20 protein-coding genes are annotated in these 22,150 nt (G+C 36.8%); 1 reads left to right on the forward strand and 19 read right to left on the reverse strand.

Annotated features, from left to right (window positions below):
- Positions 1 to 56 precede the first annotated feature (56 nt).
- The 15 genes from ACIQ7N_RS16450 to ACIQ7N_RS16520 all read right to left on the reverse strand — a co-directional run bounded on the left by ACIQ7N_RS16450 (position 57) and on the right by ACIQ7N_RS16520 (position 14,032).
- Positions 57 to 482 (reverse strand): hypothetical protein, encoded by a 426-nt coding sequence (locus tag ACIQ7N_RS16450; protein ID WP_402933987.1) that lies wholly within the window; start codon positions 480 to 482, stop codon positions 57 to 59.
- Positions 483 to 1,001: 519 nt separating this feature from the next.
- On the reverse strand, positions 1,002 to 1,775 hold the full coding sequence (locus tag ACIQ7N_RS16455; RefSeq protein ID WP_400939072.1) for a DUF7683 domain-containing protein: 774 nt from the start codon (positions 1,773 to 1,775) through the stop codon (positions 1,002 to 1,004).
- Positions 1,776 to 1,923: 148 nt separating this feature from the next.
- On the reverse strand, positions 1,924 to 2,700 hold the full coding sequence (locus ACIQ7N_RS16460) for an SAR2788 family putative toxin (RefSeq protein WP_402934069.1): 777 nt from the start codon (positions 2,698 to 2,700) through the stop codon (positions 1,924 to 1,926).
- A 12-nt stretch (positions 2,701 to 2,712) separates the two neighbouring features.
- Positions 2,713 to 3,594, reverse strand: a complete 882-nt coding sequence (locus ACIQ7N_RS16465) for a S8 family serine peptidase (RefSeq protein WP_402933990.1) — start codon at positions 3,592 to 3,594, stop codon at positions 2,713 to 2,715.
- A gap of 510 nt (positions 3,595 to 4,104) precedes the next feature.
- On the reverse strand, positions 4,105 to 4,326 hold the full coding sequence (locus ACIQ7N_RS16470) for a YolD-like family protein (protein WP_402933992.1): 222 nt from the start codon (positions 4,324 to 4,326) through the stop codon (positions 4,105 to 4,107).
- Positions 4,327 to 4,654: 328 nt separating this feature from the next.
- Positions 4,655 to 4,846 carry a DinB/UmuC family translesion DNA polymerase gene (locus ACIQ7N_RS16475; protein WP_323653085.1) on the reverse strand — a complete coding sequence of 64 codons (192 nt, stop codon included), beginning with the start codon at positions 4,844 to 4,846 and terminating at the stop codon, positions 4,655 to 4,657.
- Positions 4,847 to 4,948: 102 nt separating this feature from the next.
- Complete coding sequence (locus ACIQ7N_RS16480) at positions 4,949 to 5,842, reverse strand: transcriptional regulator CcpC (RefSeq protein WP_132357897.1); 894 nt, start codon at positions 5,840 to 5,842, stop codon at positions 4,949 to 4,951.
- A 68-nt stretch (positions 5,843 to 5,910) separates the two neighbouring features.
- Complete coding sequence (gene cbpB, locus ACIQ7N_RS16485) at positions 5,911 to 6,351, reverse strand: cyclic-di-AMP-binding protein CbpB (RefSeq protein ID WP_100543286.1); 441 nt, start codon at positions 6,349 to 6,351, stop codon at positions 5,911 to 5,913.
- Between the two features lie 246 nt (positions 6,352 to 6,597).
- Positions 6,598 to 6,837 carry a short-chain dehydrogenase gene (locus ACIQ7N_RS16490; protein WP_132357765.1) on the reverse strand — a complete coding sequence of 80 codons (240 nt, stop codon included), beginning with the start codon at positions 6,835 to 6,837 and terminating at the stop codon, positions 6,598 to 6,600.
- A 135-nt stretch (positions 6,838 to 6,972) separates the two neighbouring features.
- On the reverse strand, positions 6,973 to 7,740 hold the full coding sequence (gene fadH / locus ACIQ7N_RS16495; RefSeq protein WP_402933995.1) for a 2,4-dienoyl-CoA reductase: 768 nt from the start codon (positions 7,738 to 7,740) through the stop codon (positions 6,973 to 6,975).
- A gap of 477 nt (positions 7,741 to 8,217) precedes the next feature.
- Positions 8,218 to 9,402 carry an iron-containing alcohol dehydrogenase gene (locus ACIQ7N_RS16500; protein ID WP_402933998.1) on the reverse strand — a complete coding sequence of 395 codons (1,185 nt, stop codon included), beginning with the start codon at positions 9,400 to 9,402 and terminating at the stop codon, positions 8,218 to 8,220.
- 16 nt (positions 9,403 to 9,418) lie between these two features.
- Positions 9,419 to 10,180 (reverse strand): 3-hydroxybutyrate dehydrogenase, encoded by a 762-nt coding sequence (locus ACIQ7N_RS16505; protein ID WP_402934001.1) that lies wholly within the window; start codon positions 10,178 to 10,180, stop codon positions 9,419 to 9,421.
- An 11-nt stretch (positions 10,181 to 10,191) separates the two neighbouring features.
- Entirely contained in the window at positions 10,192 to 11,508 is a 1,317-nt protein-coding gene (locus ACIQ7N_RS16510; RefSeq protein WP_402934004.1) for a GntP family permease, read from the reverse strand.
- A gap of 64 nt (positions 11,509 to 11,572) precedes the next feature.
- A complete protein-coding gene (locus tag ACIQ7N_RS16515; protein ID WP_402934007.1) occupies positions 11,573 to 13,093 on the reverse strand; it encodes a CoA-acylating methylmalonate-semialdehyde dehydrogenase in 1,521 nt (506 codons plus the stop codon).
- A 15-nt stretch (positions 13,094 to 13,108) separates the two neighbouring features.
- The gene (locus ACIQ7N_RS16520) at positions 13,109 to 14,032 is read right to left on the reverse strand and encodes an NAD(P)-dependent oxidoreductase (RefSeq protein ID WP_402934010.1); all 924 of its coding nucleotides are present in this window, start codon (positions 14,030 to 14,032) and stop codon (positions 13,109 to 13,111) included.
- Between the two features lie 238 nt (positions 14,033 to 14,270).
- On the opposite strand from ACIQ7N_RS16520, the gene ACIQ7N_RS16525 reads away from it, so the two are divergent.
- The gene (locus ACIQ7N_RS16525; protein WP_402934013.1) at positions 14,271 to 14,885 is read left to right on the forward strand and encodes a TetR/AcrR family transcriptional regulator; all 615 of its coding nucleotides are present in this window, start codon (positions 14,271 to 14,273) and stop codon (positions 14,883 to 14,885) included.
- Positions 14,886 to 15,127: 242 nt separating this feature from the next.
- Here the strand turns inward: ACIQ7N_RS16525 and ACIQ7N_RS16530 are convergent, their stop codons facing one another.
- From ACIQ7N_RS16530 to ACIQ7N_RS16545, 4 genes are all read right to left on the reverse strand, one after another.
- Positions 15,128 to 17,131 (reverse strand): putative bifunctional diguanylate cyclase/phosphodiesterase, encoded by a 2,004-nt coding sequence (locus tag ACIQ7N_RS16530; protein ID WP_402934015.1) that lies wholly within the window; start codon positions 17,129 to 17,131, stop codon positions 15,128 to 15,130.
- 29 nt (positions 17,132 to 17,160) lie between these two features.
- Positions 17,161 to 19,317, reverse strand: a complete 2,157-nt coding sequence (locus tag ACIQ7N_RS16535; RefSeq protein WP_402934018.1) for an RNA degradosome polyphosphate kinase — start codon at positions 19,315 to 19,317, stop codon at positions 17,161 to 17,163.
- On the reverse strand, positions 19,307 to 20,860 hold the full coding sequence (locus ACIQ7N_RS16540) for a Ppx/GppA phosphatase family protein (RefSeq protein ID WP_402934021.1): 1,554 nt from the start codon (positions 20,858 to 20,860) through the stop codon (positions 19,307 to 19,309). The genes ACIQ7N_RS16535 and ACIQ7N_RS16540 overlap by 11 nt, the downstream gene beginning before the upstream one ends.
- A gap of 280 nt (positions 20,861 to 21,140) precedes the next feature.
- On the reverse strand, positions 21,141 to 22,043 hold the full coding sequence (locus ACIQ7N_RS16545; protein WP_402934023.1) for a chemotaxis protein: 903 nt from the start codon (positions 22,041 to 22,043) through the stop codon (positions 21,141 to 21,143).
- Positions 22,044 to 22,150: the final 107 nt, after the last annotated feature.

Consider the following 22,150-nt stretch of genomic DNA (forward strand, 5'->3'; position numbering starts at 1 on the left):
TTTAAATTGCATTTTGTTCCATTTCTTATGACATCTTCATGAATATTCATAAACTCTTAAGAATTAACTAATTGCCAATGTGTGGGGTTGATTTCCGTTCCGACTGGGCGCTTTGTTCCTGACGCTTCGCTTTCGGGGCGTCTGTATGTGCCATCCTTTAGTTGCTTTTTGAGTGGCTCAAAATATTTCCGCAGGTGAGATTTTAGTTCGTGAACTGTTATTCCGTTCACACCCGGAGCTCCTCCATTTTCTTTTACCTTTTTAAAAGCTCCCCATAAATTTCCATTGGTAACGATTCTATCGTTTAAATGAATTTCTTGTGTGCGTGGCAATTTTGATTTTCCGATTTTAAACGAAGTCGTAAAGGGCAATCTCGTATCTAAATTACTGATGATCAAACCTGTGAAGATCCAGAGTGCTTTAGTACGTGTTGGATTCGTAATCGCAGCGTAAAAGAAGCAGATTTTTATGTGTTGAAGCATACACGAGCCCCTGCGTTATTGCTGGGGGGTGGGTTTTATTGATAATAGTGCGGATAATAAGCTGTATGACTTGAAGTTTGAGGCGATTGTTGATGGGATTGTAAATGTGGTTCTTGAGGTTGCTGGTGTGATTAAAAAAAGTCAATAAGACTTGTGGGCAAGTGATTGTATAAGATTACAAAAGCAGCTCTTGAATAGGGCTTCTTTTACAGAGGTTACATTCTTGAACTTTGCATCGATAGGGTTTAATCTATTGAGACGTAGTCAATTTTGCGACAAATAAGGGGTGCCCGTGTCTCAAATAAGCTGTTTCAAAAGTCTTATCGTTGTAAATCCGCATTTTCGGGACTGAACCCCCTAAACGTTCGTTTTTGATAATTTCTTAGCGTATAATATCTGCACTTTGTCGGTTGAACCCCTATATGAGTATTAGAATAAAAATCAAAAAACTGTATCCAAGCTGTTAGGTTGGATACAGTTTTATCTACTGGTAATCAAAACCGATTATGCACAGTGAGATTAATCCCCTGCACTTAGATAATATTGATACTTATTAGTATCAATATTATGACTTAGTTTTTTTCGGAAAAACTCCTCATTACTTGATGTAATTGGAAATACCCCGATTACTGGATGAGTATTCGAAAGCTTCATTATTTTTCTATATTCCTCTATTGGAATATCAGTTAGAATTTCCTCGCCTGCTACAATATCTTCATTAATTGGAGTCCAAATAATCGTTCTCACGACGTTTTCCTCATTTATATAAAATGGAGAAACCATTTCTTCAACAAATAAATTATTTTTCTTAGCAAATTTCAATGGTTCCTCTTGATAATTATTTGTTCCAATAAACATGTAATACTCGTCTCCAAAATGCACAAAAAAATTTGAAGATATGAAATGACAATATATGAAACCTCGTAATACCATTTTAGAAATTAGACGAATTTGATCAATAGTTACTTCTTGATCATCCTTTAAGTGAAGATTGTCTAATTTTTTATCATACAATTTGTTATACAAGGCAGAATCCATATCTACATCAATATAAGTAGTGTTAATAATTCTTAATGATTTTATATGATTGACATCTAAAAACTTAATAATAGTATCAATATATGCCGTTTCGACTTTTAAATATTCTTCTAATGTAAATGTTTCACCATATATTTTTTTCCCTATGTGTGAAGGACTTGTCCATTCCAACTCTTTCGTGTAATGACCTTCATTATTTCTAAAGTTGGGATTATATTTCGTTATCCTCCATTGATATTTTATATGATTACCCACTTATATCACCTCTTTAGTAATATTATTTTATGAATCAACATATAAAGAATATAAAAAATATTATAGAAAACAATGAGGGATACCACTAAAAAGAATACTAAATACTCGAAAATAAAAGTGTCTAACCACTAATTATTTTCATCTTAATTTAATCACCTATTCTCTTTAAGACAGCATCATATGTTCCAGATCTACTTTTATCCGAATTTAAGTTCTCCCATTTTTTATTCGCACCTTTCCAGACTCCTCCAATATGACTTGTTCTATCTCTAGAAATAAAATCTGGTCCGTCAACGGCATCTTTTGCTGACCTTTTAAATACAGCTGCACCAGCCTTTGTACGATAAGCAGTTTTTGCATAACCTAGTTCTGTAGCTAATTCTTTCGCAGCTGCATCTGTTGCTAACTTAGTTTTTGATGCATTGCTCACTTGCGCTTGTGTTACTCGTGCTAATCCATGTTTTGAAACTGCACGAGTAAAGCCATATCTAGCTACTGTTGCTAAAACAACTACTAAAGGAGCAACCGACGCTTGAACTTCTGCCGTATTAATATAAGTCTCTTCACCAGTTTCTTTATCAATAAAAATTGCTCTAAAATCTTCACCATCTATTGTTAATAGGTTAACCTCGTATTTATTTTGTATAACTTCACCAGAGTTATCATCGTATAAATTATCAAGACTAATTTCATTCGTTTCAAAATCTATACTCAAATCACTTTGCACGTATACATCTTCTGTATTTAATGTAGTAGTTATTATTGTTACATTTTCTTCAACTGTTTCAGTTATTTTAATAGATTGTTCATCAGTTTCATAACTCGTTAAATTTTCATTCCCATTCGCTTGTACTAACAATAAATTTGGGGAGACACATGAAATTATTAAAGCAACAACAATACTATAGATAATCTTCTTCAAAATAATCCCTCCTAATTATTTAATTAATAATAAACCTAATCCAAAATCATCCTTTTTCCCAAGTGATTTAGAAGTCAATCCCAAGTCTACATTAGAGTCTTCTTTAGACATTAATATAGATATAACACCTGTTGCATAAGCAGTAGCTAATGACGTACCACTTTGAATGATAGTTTCTCCTTTTTGATTATATACAGGAATCTCTACACCTGGGGCGACATAATCAATCTTCCCTTTAGCTGCTAATTTATATCTTTTTAAATCTTTATCAATTGCAGATATAGAATAAACACCTTTATACGTTGCAGGATAATGTGTATACAAGCCAAGTGTATTGCCAGCTGATGCAACAACCAGAATATCATTTGATAGTGCTAAACTAATTGCTTCCTTTAACTTTGGATTGTCTTTTTCAAATCCAAAACTTAAATTTATGATATCTACTTTTCTGTCTATACTCCAGTGTATTCCGTCTATTACGTCCTCAATTTGCCCCCCTCCTTTACTATTCAATACTTGTACGTCATATAACTCAGCATTAGGGTTAACTCCAATAACGTTATGTGGGTTTTCTTCAGCTGCAATAATAGAAGCTATCATAGTGCCATGTCCCAATTCGTCTAAAGTCTCTGAATCCTTATTTATTGCATTATAAGTTTCTTTAATTTTCCCCTTCAAAATTGCTAGATTACTATTTATACCACTATCCAAAATTGCAATTTTAACAGTAGAATCTCCTGAATTCTTATACTTTCCTTTGTCATAAACTGTACAAATACCCCAGTTTTGTTCACATTCATTAGAAGAAAATGATACAGAATCTAATTTATCTTCATTTTCACTGCATCCCATGAGAAATATTGTCAATAAGATAATATAAAAGCATCTAATTCCCATAAAACCTCCTAACCACTTGACTAGCCCAATTTTCAGCAATTTTCCCAAATGTATCTAATTACCTTTAACATAATTTTTTAATCGAAGTTCTACCAATAGAGTTTAAATTTGGTTGTAACACTTATATTAACCACAATAACATAAATTTGTAAATTCATAAGTAAATAACTTGAGTAATATATAATATCAATATTATCCATTCGCGAGTGAACCTTATACATTTCCATACACTTTGACTTTACATAACATCAGAATCAGGCAGTCACAACCAGGTCCAAACCCTTGTCGTGACTACCTTTTCGGTTGAATCACTATGTATTGTATATGCAAAATTTTATACATCGTTGATCTCACAGCGTTTTTCGGTTAAATTACCAGCTACAACATGTATAAAATTCTAGTTTGTATTTACTTACTATAAATTCATTAACATAATAACGATCCTTACGATTAATCATCGTACTCATCCATTAGCTTTGCAACCATAGATGGAAGAGAGTGGGATTCGTTTTATTGTTGTTTTGTTTCAAATAGCAGTTCACGTTTTGCCGTATCTATTGCTGTAATAATTTCTGTTTCATTATGCCAAGACGTATTTTGCCATAATGTGAGATGTAGAGCATTTTTTGTACGTGCAGCTTGTTGAATCGTTTGTTGCAGCTCCTCTAGCTCCCACCTGGTCTTTTCTTTAGGCAAGAAACAACCTTCTTCCTTCTTCCAATCACGAAGCATTTTTCATCGTAGTCCAATTTATAGTACCTCGATCTTTAATCATAGTTGTCATTCCCTTAACCAATATGTCCACCGACAAGTAAATTACGTTGAATGGCGGATTCACTTTCTGTAAAAGAGACCTCTCGAAGTAAAGAAGTTGCCCTAAAAAGCTCCCGAATGGAATCCATCGTATGTCCGAGTATTTGTCGTTGTTATTTCCGAGTATCAAAGAGGTCAAGCTGAATACTACACACAAGTTCTTAATTTGAGATATGTACAGAAAGCTGCCGGGCTGGTTCACCCACAAAATGAATATCAAGTAATTCCATACACACAGCATAAATTTTCATTGTTTCTTTGTGGGTTCTACAATTGTTTTTGATTGATGAAAGCTTTTTGTCATCGCAGCGTGACTATAAGACAAACCAAGTGATATCGTACTTCCTACATAACCACCTAAACGCGCTCTTTTCGCAATATCCTCACACATTTCTAATAACACCACTAAAATCTCCGTACGCGTATGATAATCACGCATCTTCACTAACAGTTTCTACCGCCAAACCTGTAGTGGTCGTTGCACATACCGGGTGCACAAAAAAGCAGCCCCAAGTGAATCGCTTGAGACTGCCTTGATATATTATTTTTTTTTCGTATAATCAAACAAACATCGCGCATGGTCTTGCACTACTTCTACAAAAGCCTCTACTTGCCGTAATTCAAATGAAGATTCATAGCCAATTAACCAAGTATCACGCGTTATACCAAATTCTTTTTCGTTATTCGTTAACGCTATTTTATTAATACCATCATGATCATTTAACGTAATGGAAGGTAAAATAGCATAACCAATGCCGTTCAATGCCATTTGCTTACAAATTTCAATCTGATCAACTAAAATTTGTTTTCGTGGATTTGAAGCGAAATGCTGTTGCCACCATTGTTGTATTTCCTGATAGTAATTGGAATCACTTTTATATTGTATAAAAGGTCGGTCTGTCGTCAAGACATCTTCTATAGTTTTTAGCTCTTGATCTACTAAATAAAGGGTGTCACGAAATAGGTGAATTTTTTCCCCCTTCCAATCAACCTGCCCACGCACAATCCCTATATGAGCCTCACCTTCATAAAGCGCTTTTACTATTTCAGAGCTCCAGCCAGTCATAAGAGAGATTTTTGCATCAGGATATTTCGATACAAAATCCTTTAATATTATCGGAAGCCAGTTTTGGCCGACAATCGATGCACAGGCGATTTTCAATGTCCCGTTTACTTTCGTCGTTAGCGATTGGATTGTTTCAAATATCTCTTCTTTTTTGCTGAGCATTTCAGTTGCATAGGCAATAATAAGCTCTCCAGCAGGTGTCGCCGTAAGTCCTTTTTGCGAACGAATAAATAACTGCGCACCCCAGTCCTTTTCAATAGTCTGCAACCGTTGTGAAAGTGCTGGTTGAGATAAAAATAACCGTTCTGCTGCTTTACGCATATTACGTTCCTCTGCTAGTACTTTTAAAATTTCAGCCTCCGTTGCCATCAATCAGTAAACCTCCGATACAAGCAAAGAGGGCCTCATGATTTTCATCTGAGTCCCCTCTTAAACTACTACTCTTTTTGATAAATATATTTTTTCAATTGCTTTAATATAACACGTCTCGTTAAAATTCCCGCAAATGTTCCTTCTTCGTCCACAACACATAAAAAGGCGTGATTAATAACTAAGTCGAGCGCTCGCTGAAAAGTATCCGTCAACTTTAATACAGCGATATCCTTCTCCATGATTGTATCCACTTTAATATCGGGTAGCTTTTCATATTCAATATGTTCTAGTCCAAGAATGGATTCAGTAATCATTTTCATACTTAGTAAACCTTGAAGTCGATATTTCAAATCTAAAACAGGTATCGATGAATACCCTGTACGTGTAAGTACTAAGAGTGCATGTTCCGCACTATTTCCACTTTGTACATGCGCAACCTTTTCAGATGAAATAATAAAATCACTAATTGGCATTGCTAATAAGTCTTTGCTGTTAGTTGAAATCATGAACTTCTTCTCCTTTTCTGTCCTCGCTTTGCAGAACAGGATGCTTCCCTTTTATCATATCATAACTATTCCTTTTATGACCACGACAAGGTCGAGAAGAGTTTTGATAAAGCAACGAATTATTTTAGCATTTTGAACAAAACTAAGTATCGAAAGTGCATATATACGAGGGTATTTGAGGGCGATGGAGATATATCTTCATTCAGCCTTATTTATGAATATAAACTGAATGAAGATATTATTTACTTAATATCCAGCCTTACTCCAGTAATAAAAAATCATTATTCCTAAAAAGAGTAAAAAAATGATGTATACCCAAACAACTGGGTTGAGCATCGTCGCATACTCTTCAACGGTTTCAGAAATCGGTGTATCGTTTTCTGATTTCCGTTTAGACGTCATTTTAGCAATTTTCAGCGTCGACACAAGTGAAATGGCAGAAATAATCGTAATGGCAATAAGAGCCGGTATTAACCACATACCCATTCGGCAAAACTCCTTTCTTTACCCTTAGTATGCGTCAACCCGGCTCTCCATTATGCAAAGTTTTTGTTATCAATTAGCCTCTACAAAATAACAGCTGTCACTTCGCTTCCGCTACAGAAAAAAATGCTAAACAAGTTAGAATGGATACTGATTAAGCCATTGCCCGCCATCAAGTGTCACACATTCACCGTTCATATAGCTTGCTTTATTAGACATTATAAATGTAGCTAAATCTGCAATTTCTTCAGGAGTACCTATCCGGCCTAATGGAACAGAGTCTAACGTACGAGCAGCTGCAGCCTCTGATTCCCATAGCCTTTCCGCACCACCTGTACGCTCAATTGGACCAGGAGCAATTGCATTTACTCGAATGCCATATTGTTTCCCCCATTCAACAGCTAATGTTCGAGTTAATGACAATACACCTGCTTTAGCTGCTGCTGAATGAATAACACCAGCACCTGCGTTCCATGCGTATGTTGCAACCATATTAAGAATAGATCCCTTCATATTATTTTGAATCCAGTACTTACCGACTGCCGAAGAACAAAAGAATGTCCCATTTAAAACAATATCAATAACAGTCTTCCAACCATTTGGTGATAAATCCTCTGCATGCACTATAAAATTACCAGCTGCATTATTCACAAGCCCATCAACTTGTCCAAACTTTTCAACAGCAAATGCTAGCATTGCCTCTGCATGCTCAGGTACTCGAACATCCATTTGGAACGTTTCAATCGTTTTTCCGGCCTCTAATATAAAGGCTTTCGCCTCTGCTAATCGCTCCTCGTTACGACCTGTAATGACAACATTTGCCCCTTCAGCCACAAATTTCTTTGCCATATAAAGCCCCATACCATTTGATCCACCCGTTATAATAATTGTTTTCCCCTGTAACATACGATTTCCCCCTTAAAAAATGAATGGTGATTCATATAAATATTACTATATTTTCTCGTATATGTCATATTATTTCTGTAAAACAATTGGGGCAGTCCTGTTAGCAGAGATTCTTAAGTTGTGAGCGTATTTTACTGACGCGCTTTTTTCGCTTCTTGATTACTTGCTCTAGTGGCTTCCTTTACAATATTAACTTTCCAAAAACGTTAGTGGTGCTATCTCTGACACCATTTTTTTGATATTCTTTAACATTGACCAAATGCTCTCTTGATCCTCAGTGAAAGAATTATAAATGTTAATAGGGTTTGAATATGGCTCATGGGGACATTCTAGTAAGCTATCTGTGGTTAGAAAAGGCGATTTTCTAGCCTCCATTCCCCCTCACTCTGTTCAAATTTTTTAACATAATCAATAAAAAAAGAGTTACAAATTAAATATGATTTGTAACCCTATTTTAGACAGTTTCTGTTCGAAATTCTAAAACTCATAATGAAAGGCTATTTTATAAAGCTCTATTAGCTCTTCCTGTGTCGGAACCTTAGGATTATTTCCAGGGCTACCGCTAGCAATTGCATCAGCTGTCATTTTTGGAATAGCAGCGTAAAAGGCTTGTTCTTCAATTCCCCACTGTTTTAAATTCCCTATATCCATCTTCTTGCACATTCCCTTTATCGAAACAATGGCTAAATCGGCAAGCTCCTCTTGAGATAAATGCTCATTATCTCTATTAAAAAATTTACCTAAATCCGCTAGTCGATCGACACAAGCATCCTTTGAAAATTCTAATACTGCTGGTAAAAGCATGGCATTTGAAATACCGTGGGGCACATGGAATAACGCTCCAATTGGACGAGACATGCCATGTACTAAAGCAACAGAGGCATTTGAAAACGAAAGACCTGCTTGCATTGAGCCTAGCGACATCGCTTCCCTCGCTTCAATATCGTTACCTTGCTCATAAACTTTTAAAATATTATTAACGATTAACTCCATGGCCGATAGTGCCAGTACATTCGAATAAGGATGTGCTAAACGAGATAAATAACTTTCAATAGCATGACTTAATGCATCGATACCAGTCGCTGCTGTGATAGCGGGTGGAGAGGTAACCGTTAAAATCGGATCTACAATGGCGATGGTTGGCATAAATGCAGGTTGCTTTATCATCATCTTCACGTCATTTTTCGTATTCGTAATAACTGTTGCATCCGTGGCTTCCGAACCAGTACCAGCCGTTGTTGGTATCGCAATATGTGGGATTGGTGCTTGCTCAGCTATTTTTGCCATTTTCATATAATCACCAATGTAGCCACCATTCGTTGCAACTACTGCGATTGCTTTTCCTGTATCGATACAGCTCCCACCACCGACGGAAATAATAATATCGCAGCCCTCGGATTGTAATTTATGAAGCCCCTCCGCTACATACGTATCTACTGGTTCCGTTGTTACGCCTAAATATGAAATCGCTTCTAAACCACTAGCTCTTAACAAAGCACTACATTGATGAACAAAGCCTAAACTATCCATTATTGGATCACTAATGATAAGAGCCTTAGTCCCCAATTTTTTTGCATAATCGCCTACTTCTTCAAAAGAATCGCGTCCATAAACGATCGTTCCTGGCGAATGAACCGTATAGATTGTTTTTGTTTGAATCATATCTAATCCCCCTAAGCTATTGTGCTGTATAACCGCCATCCAAAAGTATTGCTTGACCTGTTATACCCTTCGCGATATCACTTGCCAAATAAAGTGCTAGCCCCGTAACTTCCGATACATCTAGTAAACGTTTTTGAGGAACGAGTGGATAAAGCACCTGCTCAAGCACTTCTTCTACTTGAATTCCCCTTGTTTTTGCCAAATCCGTAAACTGATTACGTACTAATTCTGTTTCGACATACCCTGGACAAATCGCATTCACGGTTATCCCTTCAGTTGCAACCTCTAGTGCCGCCACTTTCGTTAAACCAACTAGCCCATGTTTGGCAGCATTGTAGCCTGCTTTACCTGCAAACCCAATAACGCCATTAATGGATGCCATATTAATAATGCGTCCAAACTTATTTTTCTTCATATGTGGTAAGACATATTTCATGGCTATAAAAGGTGCAACAAGCATCACTTTTTGCATGGATTCGAAGATTTCTGTCGCGAAGTCCTCTATAAGAGAAACATGCTGAAACCCAGCGTTGTTAATTAAAATATCGATTGTCTTAAACTTTTTAACAGTAAAGTCAATCGCATCACATATTGCCTGTTCATTCGTAACATCACATGTGTATGCTGTTAATTGCGGATAGTGATTAATTGCCTCCGCTAAAAGCTGTTCATGAATATCTGTTATCACGACATTCGCTCCCTGCTCAGCAAACGCTAGTGCCATGGATAACCCGATACCACGGGCTGCTCCTGTAATAAAAACTGTTTTTCCCTTCACGCTTAGCCCCCCTACATTCCTAGTGAGAATAATATAATAGCCAGAATTGTACCTATTATAGGTATAATGACGGTTAAGGCACCAAAAGGCATATAAGCATCTTTATGCTTTTCATTACATACAGAATTGATAGTTGTGACTACATAACCACCATGAGGTAATGAATCGAGAGATCCCGATGCAATAGCAATTGTACGATGTAATGCCTCCGTATCTACTCCCATATCAGTATAGTGCGGAGCAAGTAAAGGCATGGCAATTGTTTGTCCGCCCGAAGCCGAACCTGTTAATCCTGCTATTACAGCAATGGCTAATGCACCACCAATTAATGGACTTCCAGGAATATTTGTCATGACGTCAACTGTTGCCAAAAATGAAGGAGTAGCTTTTACTACACCACCAAAACCAACCACTGCTGCTGTATTAGCAATCGCTACAACGGCACCCATAGCACCAGCTGCTAGTGTTGCTCCGACAGATTTTGAATATTTATAGCTCACTAAATAAGCCGTTATACATCCACCCGTTAATGCTACAATTAAAGCTGAAGTTCCAAGAGAATCATGGAACACAAAGGAAATACCTAAAACTACTAATAGAGGCACAAGACTTAGAATTGGACTCGGAAGGTTACGAGATTCATCAACTACTGGATCATTAGATCGTTCAATAAATACTTCTCCGCTTTTTACTGCACGTTTAATCATCCAATTTAGCCACACTGATCCACCAATTGCCATAAAAATTGCAACAACTATACTTACTTCCCATCCAGCATATGGCGTTGTATGAAGGTATCGAATAGGAATCCAGTTTTGAATTTCTGGTGAACCTGCTGAGGTCATCGTAAACGTTACAGAGCCTAACCCTAATGCAGCAGGAATAAAGCGCCGTGGAAAATTAGCTTCCTTGAATAAACTAATAGCCATTGGATATACGGAAAAGGCTACGATAAACACCGAGACACCACCATACGTTAGTACAGCTGCGGCAAGTACTACTGCATAGGCTGCATATTTCACTCCAATTTTTTCTACAATCCATTTAGAAACACTATCCGCTGCTCCCGTATCTTCCATTACCTTTCCGAAAATGGCTCCTGCCATAAACATTAAATACCATGAGCCGACGAATCCAGTGAACCCATCCATATAACTTGTTAAGAAGTTCGCTTGATTCTCATCTGCTGTTTGTGGAAAAAATGCTAGACCATTCGTTATGGCCGCTAGCAATGCAGTCAATGGTGCTGAAATCAGTAAATTTACGCCTCTCATCGTTAAATACACAAGTAACGCTAAACTACCAAAAAGTCCAATGTATTCTAACATCCCATCCCCCTCTTATTCTTTTAGAAAAAAAGAGCTGCACGTGAATACAGCTCTTCATTTGGTATTAGTCGTTATTACTTGGGAATGCAAATGTAGATGCTGTCGAAGCATGCCCTGTCATCCAACGCTCTGATATTGTTTTTGTTTTTGTGAAGAAGCGTGCTTGATCTGGACCAAACATATGCCCCTCTCCAAAACGGGAGCCTTTAAATCCAGCAAAGTTATGGTAGCCTACCGGGATTGGAATTGGTACATTCACACCCACCATTCCAACATCGATTTCTGTTGTAAATTTACGAGCTGCTAAACCGTCATTCGTAAAAATGGTTACCCCATTTCCAAGCTCATGCTTATTAATAAGTTGGATTGCTTCGTCCAGCGAATCAACACGTACAACATTTCGCGCTGGACCAAATATTTCTTGTTCATAAATTTCCATACCTGGTTTTACGTTATCTAACAATGTTGGCCCTACAAAGAATCCTTTTGAATCTTTGACAATATCAAGTTCACGACCATCACAGACAACTGTTGCCCCTTCAGACTCTCCTCGATTGATCGCAGCAATAATCGCTTCCTTTGATTGCTGTGAAATGACAGGGCCAAAGTCTGTTTCAGGATTTGTATAGGAGCCTACCTTCAAATTAGCAATTTTCTCCTTTAATATTGCAACAAGACGATCTGCAGTATCCTTTCCAACAGGCATAATCGTAGAAATAGCCATACAACGTTGAGAGGCTGCTCCATAAGCTGCTCCAATAAACGCATTTGCTACCTGTTCCAGATCTGCATCAGGCATAACAACCATATTGTTTTTTCCTCCACCAAGTGCTGTGACACGTTTACCGTATTTCGAGCCCGTTTCATAAATATATTTGGCAACTGGTGTCGACCCTACAAATGAAATTGCTTCCACACCCGGGTTTTCTAATAGTTCATTTACTGCATCTTTATCTCCATTTACTACCGTCCAAATACCATCTGGTAACCCAGCCTTTTTCCAAAGCTCGCTAACAAATAGTGCAGTCATAGGAACACGTTCGGAAGCTTTTAAAATAACTGCATTACCGACAGCAATTGCCATACTTGTTTGCGCTAAAGGCACCATGATTGGGAAGTTAAATGGCGAAATAGCTGCTACAACCCCTAATGGATATTTTGCAGAGTAGGCATTAATGTCACCACCAACATTAACGGAGTACTCTCCCTTCATGAAATGAGGTGCATTGATAGCTAAGTCAACAGACTCTATTCCGCGTGTAATTTCACCTTTCGCATCCTCGATTGTTTTACCGCTTTCTGTACAAATAATTTGTAAAAGCTCCTCCATATTGTCAGTTATAAGATTACGGAACTTTAATACAATGTCGGCACGTTTAGCTACTGACGTATCTCTCCATTGTGGAAATGCTGCCTGTGCCTTATCGATTGCCTCTCGAGTTTCTTCTACCGTAGCAAGTGGCACCTTGGCAATGACCTCACCCGTCGTTGGATTAAATACTGAACCGAAGCGTCCGCTTTTCCCTTCTACTAGTTCTCCACCAATAAAGTGCGTTAAAGTTTTAACCTCTTGTGCTGTCGTCATACTTCTAGTCCCCCTTTAAATTTGTTCAATTTTACATTGTTCTTTTAAACTTAAATAAGTTGCAGACATATCATGTTCTCCATAGCCCTGCTGAGAAATATCACGATAAAGATCCACTAATTTTTCTCCAATTCGAAGTGGTACCCCTGCTTCTTCTGCCATATCTTGCGCTAGCTTCAAATCTTTTAATAATAGATTTGTAGAAAAGCCTGGCTGATAGTTGTCATTTTTCATGTATTCTAAATAATTACGTTCATAAATACGGCTTTGACCATAACTATTACTTAATACTTCATACAGCGTATCTGCATGAATACCCATCTTTTCACCAAGCACGATTGTTTCAGCGACTGCTTCTGTATAGAATCCAATCATTAAATTATTGAGTAATTTAATACGTGTACCTACACTTGGGGATGTACCTAAATGGAAAATGTTTTTTCCTACTATTCGGAATATTCCAGAGCCAGCTTGATAATTTTCTTCTTCACCACCAACCATTATCGTAAGTGTTGCATGAATAGCCCCTATAACACCCCCACTAACAGGTGCCCCAAGATAACGTAATCCTAATGATTGTGCTTCCTTATGTAAGGAATCATTCAATTCGGGATTTACCGTACTAAAGTCTATTAATAAACTTCCTTTCTTAGCATGGTGCATTATACCCTGTTCAGCTTTATATACTTGTTCCACTACTTGTGGTGTCGGCAAGCTCGTCATAATAATATCACTTTGCTCAGCAACCTCCTTTGCTGTTGGAAGCCCAACTCCACCTTCTTTTTTAAATTGCCCCACTGCTTGTGAATTCGTATCAAAGCCATATACCTTATAGCCAGCCTTTAATAAATTGACTGACATCGGTAACCCCATATTGCCTAAGCCGATAAAACCTAATTTCTCCGTCATTGTTGACCTCCCCCTAACTTGAAAATTCAATGAACACTAGCCAAACTCTACACTTTTATCGTAACATTAATAACGAGATTTATTGATTGACCACAGTCATTGACCGCGGTCAATTAAATCATAATCAAAATAAATCCATCTCGTCAATTAAAAAATTTATATTTTCAGAATATTTTCATTGAAAATATGTTAAGGAGTTGCCAGTCTTTAACAACTGTCATCCACAACATTTGGTGATGAGCCTTAAAAATGGAGGTAGAATCGAAAGATGAATTCATTAACTAGTCGACAATTAAAGGCATTAGAAACACGTGAAAAATTACTCAAAGTCTCATTAGATTTATTTAATAAACATGGATTCGAGCATGTATCTGTTGAGCAAATTACTAAAGCATGTAATGTATCAAAAGGTACATTTTACACACATTTTCCATCCAAGTACGATGTTATTTTAGAAAAGTTTAAAGAGCTAGATAGTTTTTATGGCTCTGTGGAAAAAAATATTGATCGTACATTGCCGCCAAGTGAAAAAATTTTATTGCTGTATAAAGAACAAATGAAGTATTTAACAAATGTTGTTGGCAAAGATTTATTACGAACAGTGTATACTGCTGCGATGACGAATCAAGTGGAACAAGATCATTATTTAATTAATCCACAAAGAATGATTTTCCAAATTATGAACACGTATATCGAAGAAGGTATTCAACTTGGCGAGTTTCGGCAAGATTTAGAAGTTAGTCAAATTCAAGCAATTATTCAGCGTTGTATGCGTGCCAATGTTTATGATTGGTTAATCCATAATGAAGACTTCGATTTATCAGCAGAAATGGTGCAATTTACAGCTATTGTGTTAGATGGATTGAAAGTAGAAAATAAATAGCTAATAGTGTTTGCTAATGCGGATGCTTATTGCACTCGGATGAAGTCATTTTCTAATCCGACTGTAGCTCTGTTCGTTCAAGTTGCCAAAAAAACTGCTCGGGTAAAGCCACTATTCGATCGGATAGCTAGGAGATTTGATCAGGGTTGACCCTTTTTTGCTCGGGTTGAACGGCAAGGTCAAACGCTAAAAAAGTAGCACTTCATCCAATTCACGATGAAGTGCTACTTGACTTGTTGACATTAGCTGACAAAATATTTATTAACAATCGTTTCTACAGGTAATGGCTTGTTATATAAAAAGCCTTGGCCTTTTTGGCAACAATGACGTTTTAGGAAATCAACCTGTGATGGCTCCTCGATCCCTTCAGCAATGACCTCTAATCCCAAGTTATGAGACATTGAAATAATGGCCTTAATAATTGCCTCATTTTTATCATCTTTCGTAATATCAGCTATAAATGATTGATCAATTTTTATGATATCTATCGGATAACGCTTTAAATAGCTTAAAGATGAATAGCCTGTCCCAAAATCATCAACCGAAACATAAACACCTAATTGCTTCAATTCAGTTAAAATTGAAAATGTTTCATGAACATTTGTCATGGAGCTTTCGGTAATTTCCACCTCTAATAATTCAGGTGGCACATTATACTTTTTCAAGGCCGTTTTAATTTTCCGAGCAAAGTTCTCTTTCCTAAATTGCTTTGGTGAAATATTGATGGCAATTCGCACTGGTCGATAGCCCTTCATCTGCCACTCTTTTTGATAGCGACATACCTCGTCAATAATCCAATCACCGATTTCAATTATTAAGCCGGATGCCTCCGCAATAGGGATAAACTGTGCAGGAGACACAAAGCCAAATTTTCGATTATTCCATCGTAATAATGCCTCAAAACTATTGATGCTGTTATTCATTAAATCCATTTGTGGCTGTAAATGGATACTTAGCTCATTAAATTCGATAGCACGGCGTAAATGGGCCTCCATTAGCGCTTCATTTGGAAAAATAGTTGTCATATCTTCACGATAGTAACGGTAATGTGAACGTCCATGCTCTTTTACAGAAAACAATGCTTTATCTGCTTTACGTACAAGTGTTTCTAAATCCTTGCCATCTGCTGGACTGAGTGAAATACCAATTGACACGCTAATAAAGTATTCCTGCCCATCAATCATAAATGGTTGCTTTAATGTGTCTAAAATAGCATTAGCCGTAAGTTCAATTTTGTTGACGGTTGCATCTTTTAACACAAAAATAAATTCATCGCTATTATAACGATAAAGCGAGCATTTGGAATAACAAAGCTCACGAAGTCTATGGCTAAACATTCGCATCAGTTCATCACCCTTACTTTCACCAAGGGATTCATTAAACTTTTTAAAGCGATCAATATCCACTAAAATAATAGCCGCTTGCTTATTATGCTTTTTACCATTTAAATGCTGAAGCCAATGTTCCTTAAAAGCCTTGCGATTCCAAATACCCGTTAATTCATCCATTAATGCTAGGTAATAAAAGGCCTCATGATCATTCATAAATGAAGTGGCCTCTTTCACAAATAAGTGCACTCCTAAAATTTCACCATTAAAGTACGTTGGATGCGTTCTTAAATAAAATGGTTCTTTACTTAGCAATTGACCTTTAAACATACATTGGGGCATACCAAATGCTGAGCCCTCAATAGTTTTTGCAAATAATAATTTAAATTCGTTGATATACTTACTCTCTAATAATGAAAAAATATTTTGCCCTATCAAGCTTTGATGTTCTTTTGACAATAGAGAAGTGGCAACAACGTTTTGGTGAATAATGCGACCTTGTAAATCAGTTGTTAATACCGGACTTACATGCTGTTCCACAAATTGCAAATACGGTTCTACCTCATTCTGTTTCTCCCGTAGAATAACGGCTATCACTGATTTTTCTAAGGGCTGTACACGAACAACAAATGTTTTTACTGTGTGCTCCGTACGTTCCTTTAGACTTTGGTCTTTATTAAATTCTTGTTGTAATATTTTTGATAATTGTAGCCAACATTGCTCCGTAAAAAATTGTTCTGCGTTGGTGGCTTTCACATCTTGTAGCTTAATAAATGACGGTAGCTTTTCGTTAAAATTTACGACTTCAAACGCTTTTGTATCAACTTTTTTCAAACATACGATTGCATCAAATGGGTTGAGCTGTATGAATTGATGATAGTCTGCAAATTGCGCTACACTCTCTTTATATTTTTTCATTATATCCCTCACTAAGTAGCGTGTTTGCTTTATTCTTCGTCTAGCGTAGGTTTTAGTGCATCCTTTAGGAAAATTTCCTGACTATTAATTGGATCTTCACCACGGTCAAACTCTTTATAATGATATTTCCCATTGGAGTCTTGAATCCGAGCTTTTGCTGTATCCTCAAGTTGTGTATTCATGATGTTAATGATACGAGCTTTTGCTTCGCTTGCATATACAGGGAATAAAATTTCCACGCGTTTAATCATATTACGAGTCATCATATCCGCAGAAGATAAGTATACTTTATTTTCCCCATTATGATGGAACCAATAAATACGAGAATGCTCAAGGAAACGACCAACAATACTCGTTACTGTTATGTTTTCACTAATTCCAGGGATGCCTGGTCGAATGCAACAAATACCACGAATGATAAGCTCTACTTTCACACCTGCAATAGACGCCTCATACAGCTTCATCATTAAATCTTTGTCCGTTAGTGAATTCATTTTAGCTCGAATAAAACCATTCCCATGCTTTTTATGACAAGCAATTTCTTCATCCATTAATCGGATAAATTCATCTCGAATATCAAATGGCGCCACGACTAAATGATTAAAAGTTGGCTTTTCTGTATAACCGCTTAAATAATTAAAGAAGTTAGTAGCATCAATGCCAAATTCCTTATCTGTTGTTATTATACCCATATCTGTATAAATTTTTGCAGTTGCATCATTATAATTTCCTGTCCCAAGATGTACAAAACGTTCAATTTTTCCGTTTCGACGACTTACAACAAGCGTTATTTTCGAGTGTGTTTTTAAGTTATTCATACCGTAAATGACCAGGCAGCCAGCTTGCTCAAGTTGCTTTGCCCAATGCACATTATTTTCTTCATCAAAACGTGCCTTCAATTCAACTAACACTGTTACCTGTTTACCATTTTCCGCAGCGAACTTTAATGCTTGTATAATAGGTGAGTTCCCACTAACACGATACAATGTTTGTTTAATCGCTAAAACGTTCGGATTAACGGCCGCTTCTGAGATAAAATCTACAATTGGCGCAAATGACTCATATGGGTGATGGAAAAATATATCTTGTTGCAGAGCTTTTTCAAAAATATTTTCATCCGATTGCAAATCTAATGGTGGCTGTGGAATAAAGCTTTCATATTCTAAATGTTCCCGACCAACCGATATGCCTTTTACAAACGAGAACATAAATGTTAAATCTAGTGGTCCATTGATATGAAAAACATCTGTTTCTTCAATTTCAAATTCTTCTAGTAAGTATGTAAGAACTTCCTCGCTCATCTCTCCCTCACGAACTTCTAGACGGCTTCCTACACCCCATTTACGTTTTTTCAACTCTTTTTCAATTTCTACAAGTAAATCTCTTGCTCCTTCCTCATGAATCGTTAAATCGGCATTTCGTGTCAAACGGAAAGCCTGTGCAGATTTGACACTGTAACCATAAAAGAGCTTCTCGATATGCGCTACAATCACGTCTTCTAATAAGACAATAACTGTCTCTCCATCTGCTGATGGTACTTTAATATAACGATCTAAGACGGATGGAACTTGTACGATCGCTATCTTTTCACGATTTTCTGAGTCGGCTTCATTTTGCTCTAATAGAACAAGTAAGTTTAAAGTTTTACCAAGTAAAGTCGGGAAGGGACGATAAGCATCTACAGCTACGGGTGTTAAAACAGGGAAGATGGTTTCTGCAAACATTTCATTGACGAATGCTTTCTGTGTGTTATTTAAGTCTTTCATGTCTGCAATATGTACATTATGTTGTGGTAATAAATCATATATTAAATGTCTATATACTTCAGTTTGTCGGCGCACTAATGCCTGAGTTCGTTCTGCAATTTTTGCTAATTGTTCTTTTGGTGTTAAGCCTGACTTATTTTCAGGCTTATGGAAACCTGCACGTACCTGATCCTGTAGACCCGCAACACGCACCATAAAAAATTCGTCTAGATTCGAGCTAAATATCGCCAAAAATTTCAACCGTTCTAACAGAGGATTGTTGCTATCCTCTGCTTCCTCTAAAACTCGTTCGTTGAAGGCTAACCAGCTTAATTCACGATTATTATAGTATTGCGGCTTAGCGATTTCCTCTAGTAAACGACCTTGTGCTTCTGTTAAATTTCCTTCACCTAACTCATTATTCGTAACTTCAGTTGTCATAATTGTTCAACCCTTCTTCAATAAAGTTTATTTTTATAGGTATTTTTAGTGCGCGTTCTAGATGTTTTTTATGTCGATTTGCTTGATATTTTTCAGCAGCCGCATTATGTTTCACATAGATGTTAAGCTGAACATAATCCTCTTTTGTTTGCATCTTAATGGAACGTACTATCTTTCTTTTAGATACATTTAACGCATAGACAAATTTTAAAAGTGCGCCAAAGTCTCGTATTTTACGATACTCCTCACGACTCATCCATTCTGTAAAAGGAGCTGCGAATAGCTGAAAATAATCTTTATTTTTATACGAGGCTAAAAGCGCTAATTTCACACGCTCTTTATGATTTAGCCCATCGATCGATTGGTTCGCAATTAAATAAAAGGTATGCTGACTCGCCGAACTTAACTCAATATACTCCCCTATATTAAAAACCTTCGCCGCTTTCGCCAATAATTGCAAATCTTTTGGATTATGTTGTAAATAACCGAAGCGACAGCATTCACGGTACAATTGATCCGTTAATCGCGTCAAATAGTCCACTTCTGCTTCAGTTCGACCATACTGACGAGCCAATCTTTTAGCGTTTCCCTCAAACACATTGTATTTATCAAACGCACTTTTATCTGTTTGCAAAATACGCTGTATAATGAGTCCTTCTCGCAAACCTTTCTTTGTTATTTGGAACAGCTTACTGCCGACAACCTCCATTAACACATTGAAAACCTCTAGTGCAAGAGCGATAATGTCCGCACGATCTGCCGAAAGCCCATCTAACTGCTTCAATTCATTAAAACTTAAACTACCTAAAAACATACTGAGCTCAACTAAATTTTCCTTAGTCATTTCGTAGCCATGTACACTTGCTATTGGATATGCATGTTTTTGCTGATGAATTTGAGCAACATTTCGAGCGCTTCCACCAATGGCGATAATCGGTAAACCGATATCCTGAATCCATGGAAGTGATTTGAACTGTTCTTTCACAAATGCAATGAGTTCCTTTTTTTCACTACCATTCATAATGTCGCCCTTTACAAAACGTTGCTTTAAAGAAACTGTACCAAAAGGAAAACTATAAGATTTCTGTAGTTCTTTATTTTCAAAAAGCGTTATTTCTGTACTACCACCACCAATATCAATCGTTACAGCAGACTTCGTGCCTATTGAATGCGCTACAGCAACAAAGCCATAATAGGCCTCTTCCTCTTCAGATAATAGCTCTATTTGAATGCCTGTTCGTTCTTTCATGATGGTAATAATTTTTGCTCTATTTGTTGCCTGACGTATTGCAGCTGTTGCAGCAGCTTTAACATCAGTCACCTCAAAATCATCGAGCATTGCTTTATAAGTCAATAATGTTTCTGTTAATACTTGTATACCTTCTTCAGACATTTCACCAGAGGGCTGTAAATATGTACGTAAACGTGCAACTGTTTTAATATTTCCAATCTCACGAAGCCCCTCTTCTTTATCGTATTGATACAATACTAATCGGATAGTGTTAGAGCCAATATCGATGATAGCCGTTTTTAAATCATTCAAATAATCACTTCCTTAACGCATACATTCATTTTTAGCCTCTTCGGTCTATAGATACAAACCTGTGGGCTCTTTGCTTGCCAGTGTCAGGATACTCACGTCAAAGTTTTATAGACAAGTTAGCCTTTATTATTTTGTTCCTAGCATCATTTATCTATACAAAAAAGCCGGAGCCTAAAAGGCATCCGACTTCTTAAAATTATGAATATACTTTCAGGATACCCATTATTATTATTGTGAAGTACCTTAATCTTTATTGTTAAACCCTGAGAAAAACTTATTTTTATAAGATAAGTTGATCTATACGTAAAATAAGCTCCGCAATTTCAGGCTTACTAATTTGATCCTCTGCACCTACTTGGTCACCTTTATGACGAAGATCATCCGTAATTAAGCTTGAGAAAATAATAACTGGAAGCTTTTGGAGGTCTGGATGCTCTTTTATTTTACGTGTTAAATGATGCCCATCCATTTGTGGCATTTCAATGTCTGTCACAACTAATTGAATATGCTCGGCTACTTCGTTACCACCTTTGACGATAGTTTCGAGATATTCATAAGCATCACGTCCATTTTCAAAGAATTCAATATTCGCATAACCTGCCTCATTCATAGTATCGAATAAGAGCTTACGTAGTAGCGGTGAATCTTCAGCAATTAAAATTCGTTTTTCAGAACGCTCACGTTTACCGAGCTTTTTAACGGATTCTACACTAATACCAGAATCCGGATTTATATCCACCATAATTCTTTCGAAATCTAGTAATAAAATCATCTGTTCATTTTGCTTAATAACACCAATTACTTGTGATGTTCCTCCTTGATACATATCAGAAGGTTTCTCGATTTGATCCCATGAAATACGGTGGATCTGCGTTACATTATCTACATGGAATACTACGCGCTGTTTATTAAACTCAGCTACAATATATTTTTGCTGAGGACTACGCTCTGCCTTTTGAATCCCTAATACTCGGAGCATATCAACTACTGGTAAAACCTCACCTCGTAATTGAATTATCCCTTCTACATGCGGGTGCGCGTGTGGAATAAATGTTACTGGAATCGGTTGAATGATTTCCTTTACTTTAATAACGTTAATACCAAATTTATTGTTCGCTACTTCAAATTCAACAATTTCTAGCTCATTAGTGCCACTTTCTAACAATATACCTTTATGTTCCAAAGCAACCCCGCTCCTTTCTCCTCAACTACAATTTAATTTAAATTATAATTCAATTGTATCATAGGCAATACATTTCTCCTACTTGCTTTTTCCAATTTTATTGTGAA

The organism is Lysinibacillus sp. NPDC095746 (assembly GCF_044763535.1).
Classification (GTDB): domain Bacteria; phylum Bacillota; class Bacilli; order Bacillales_A; family Planococcaceae; genus Lysinibacillus.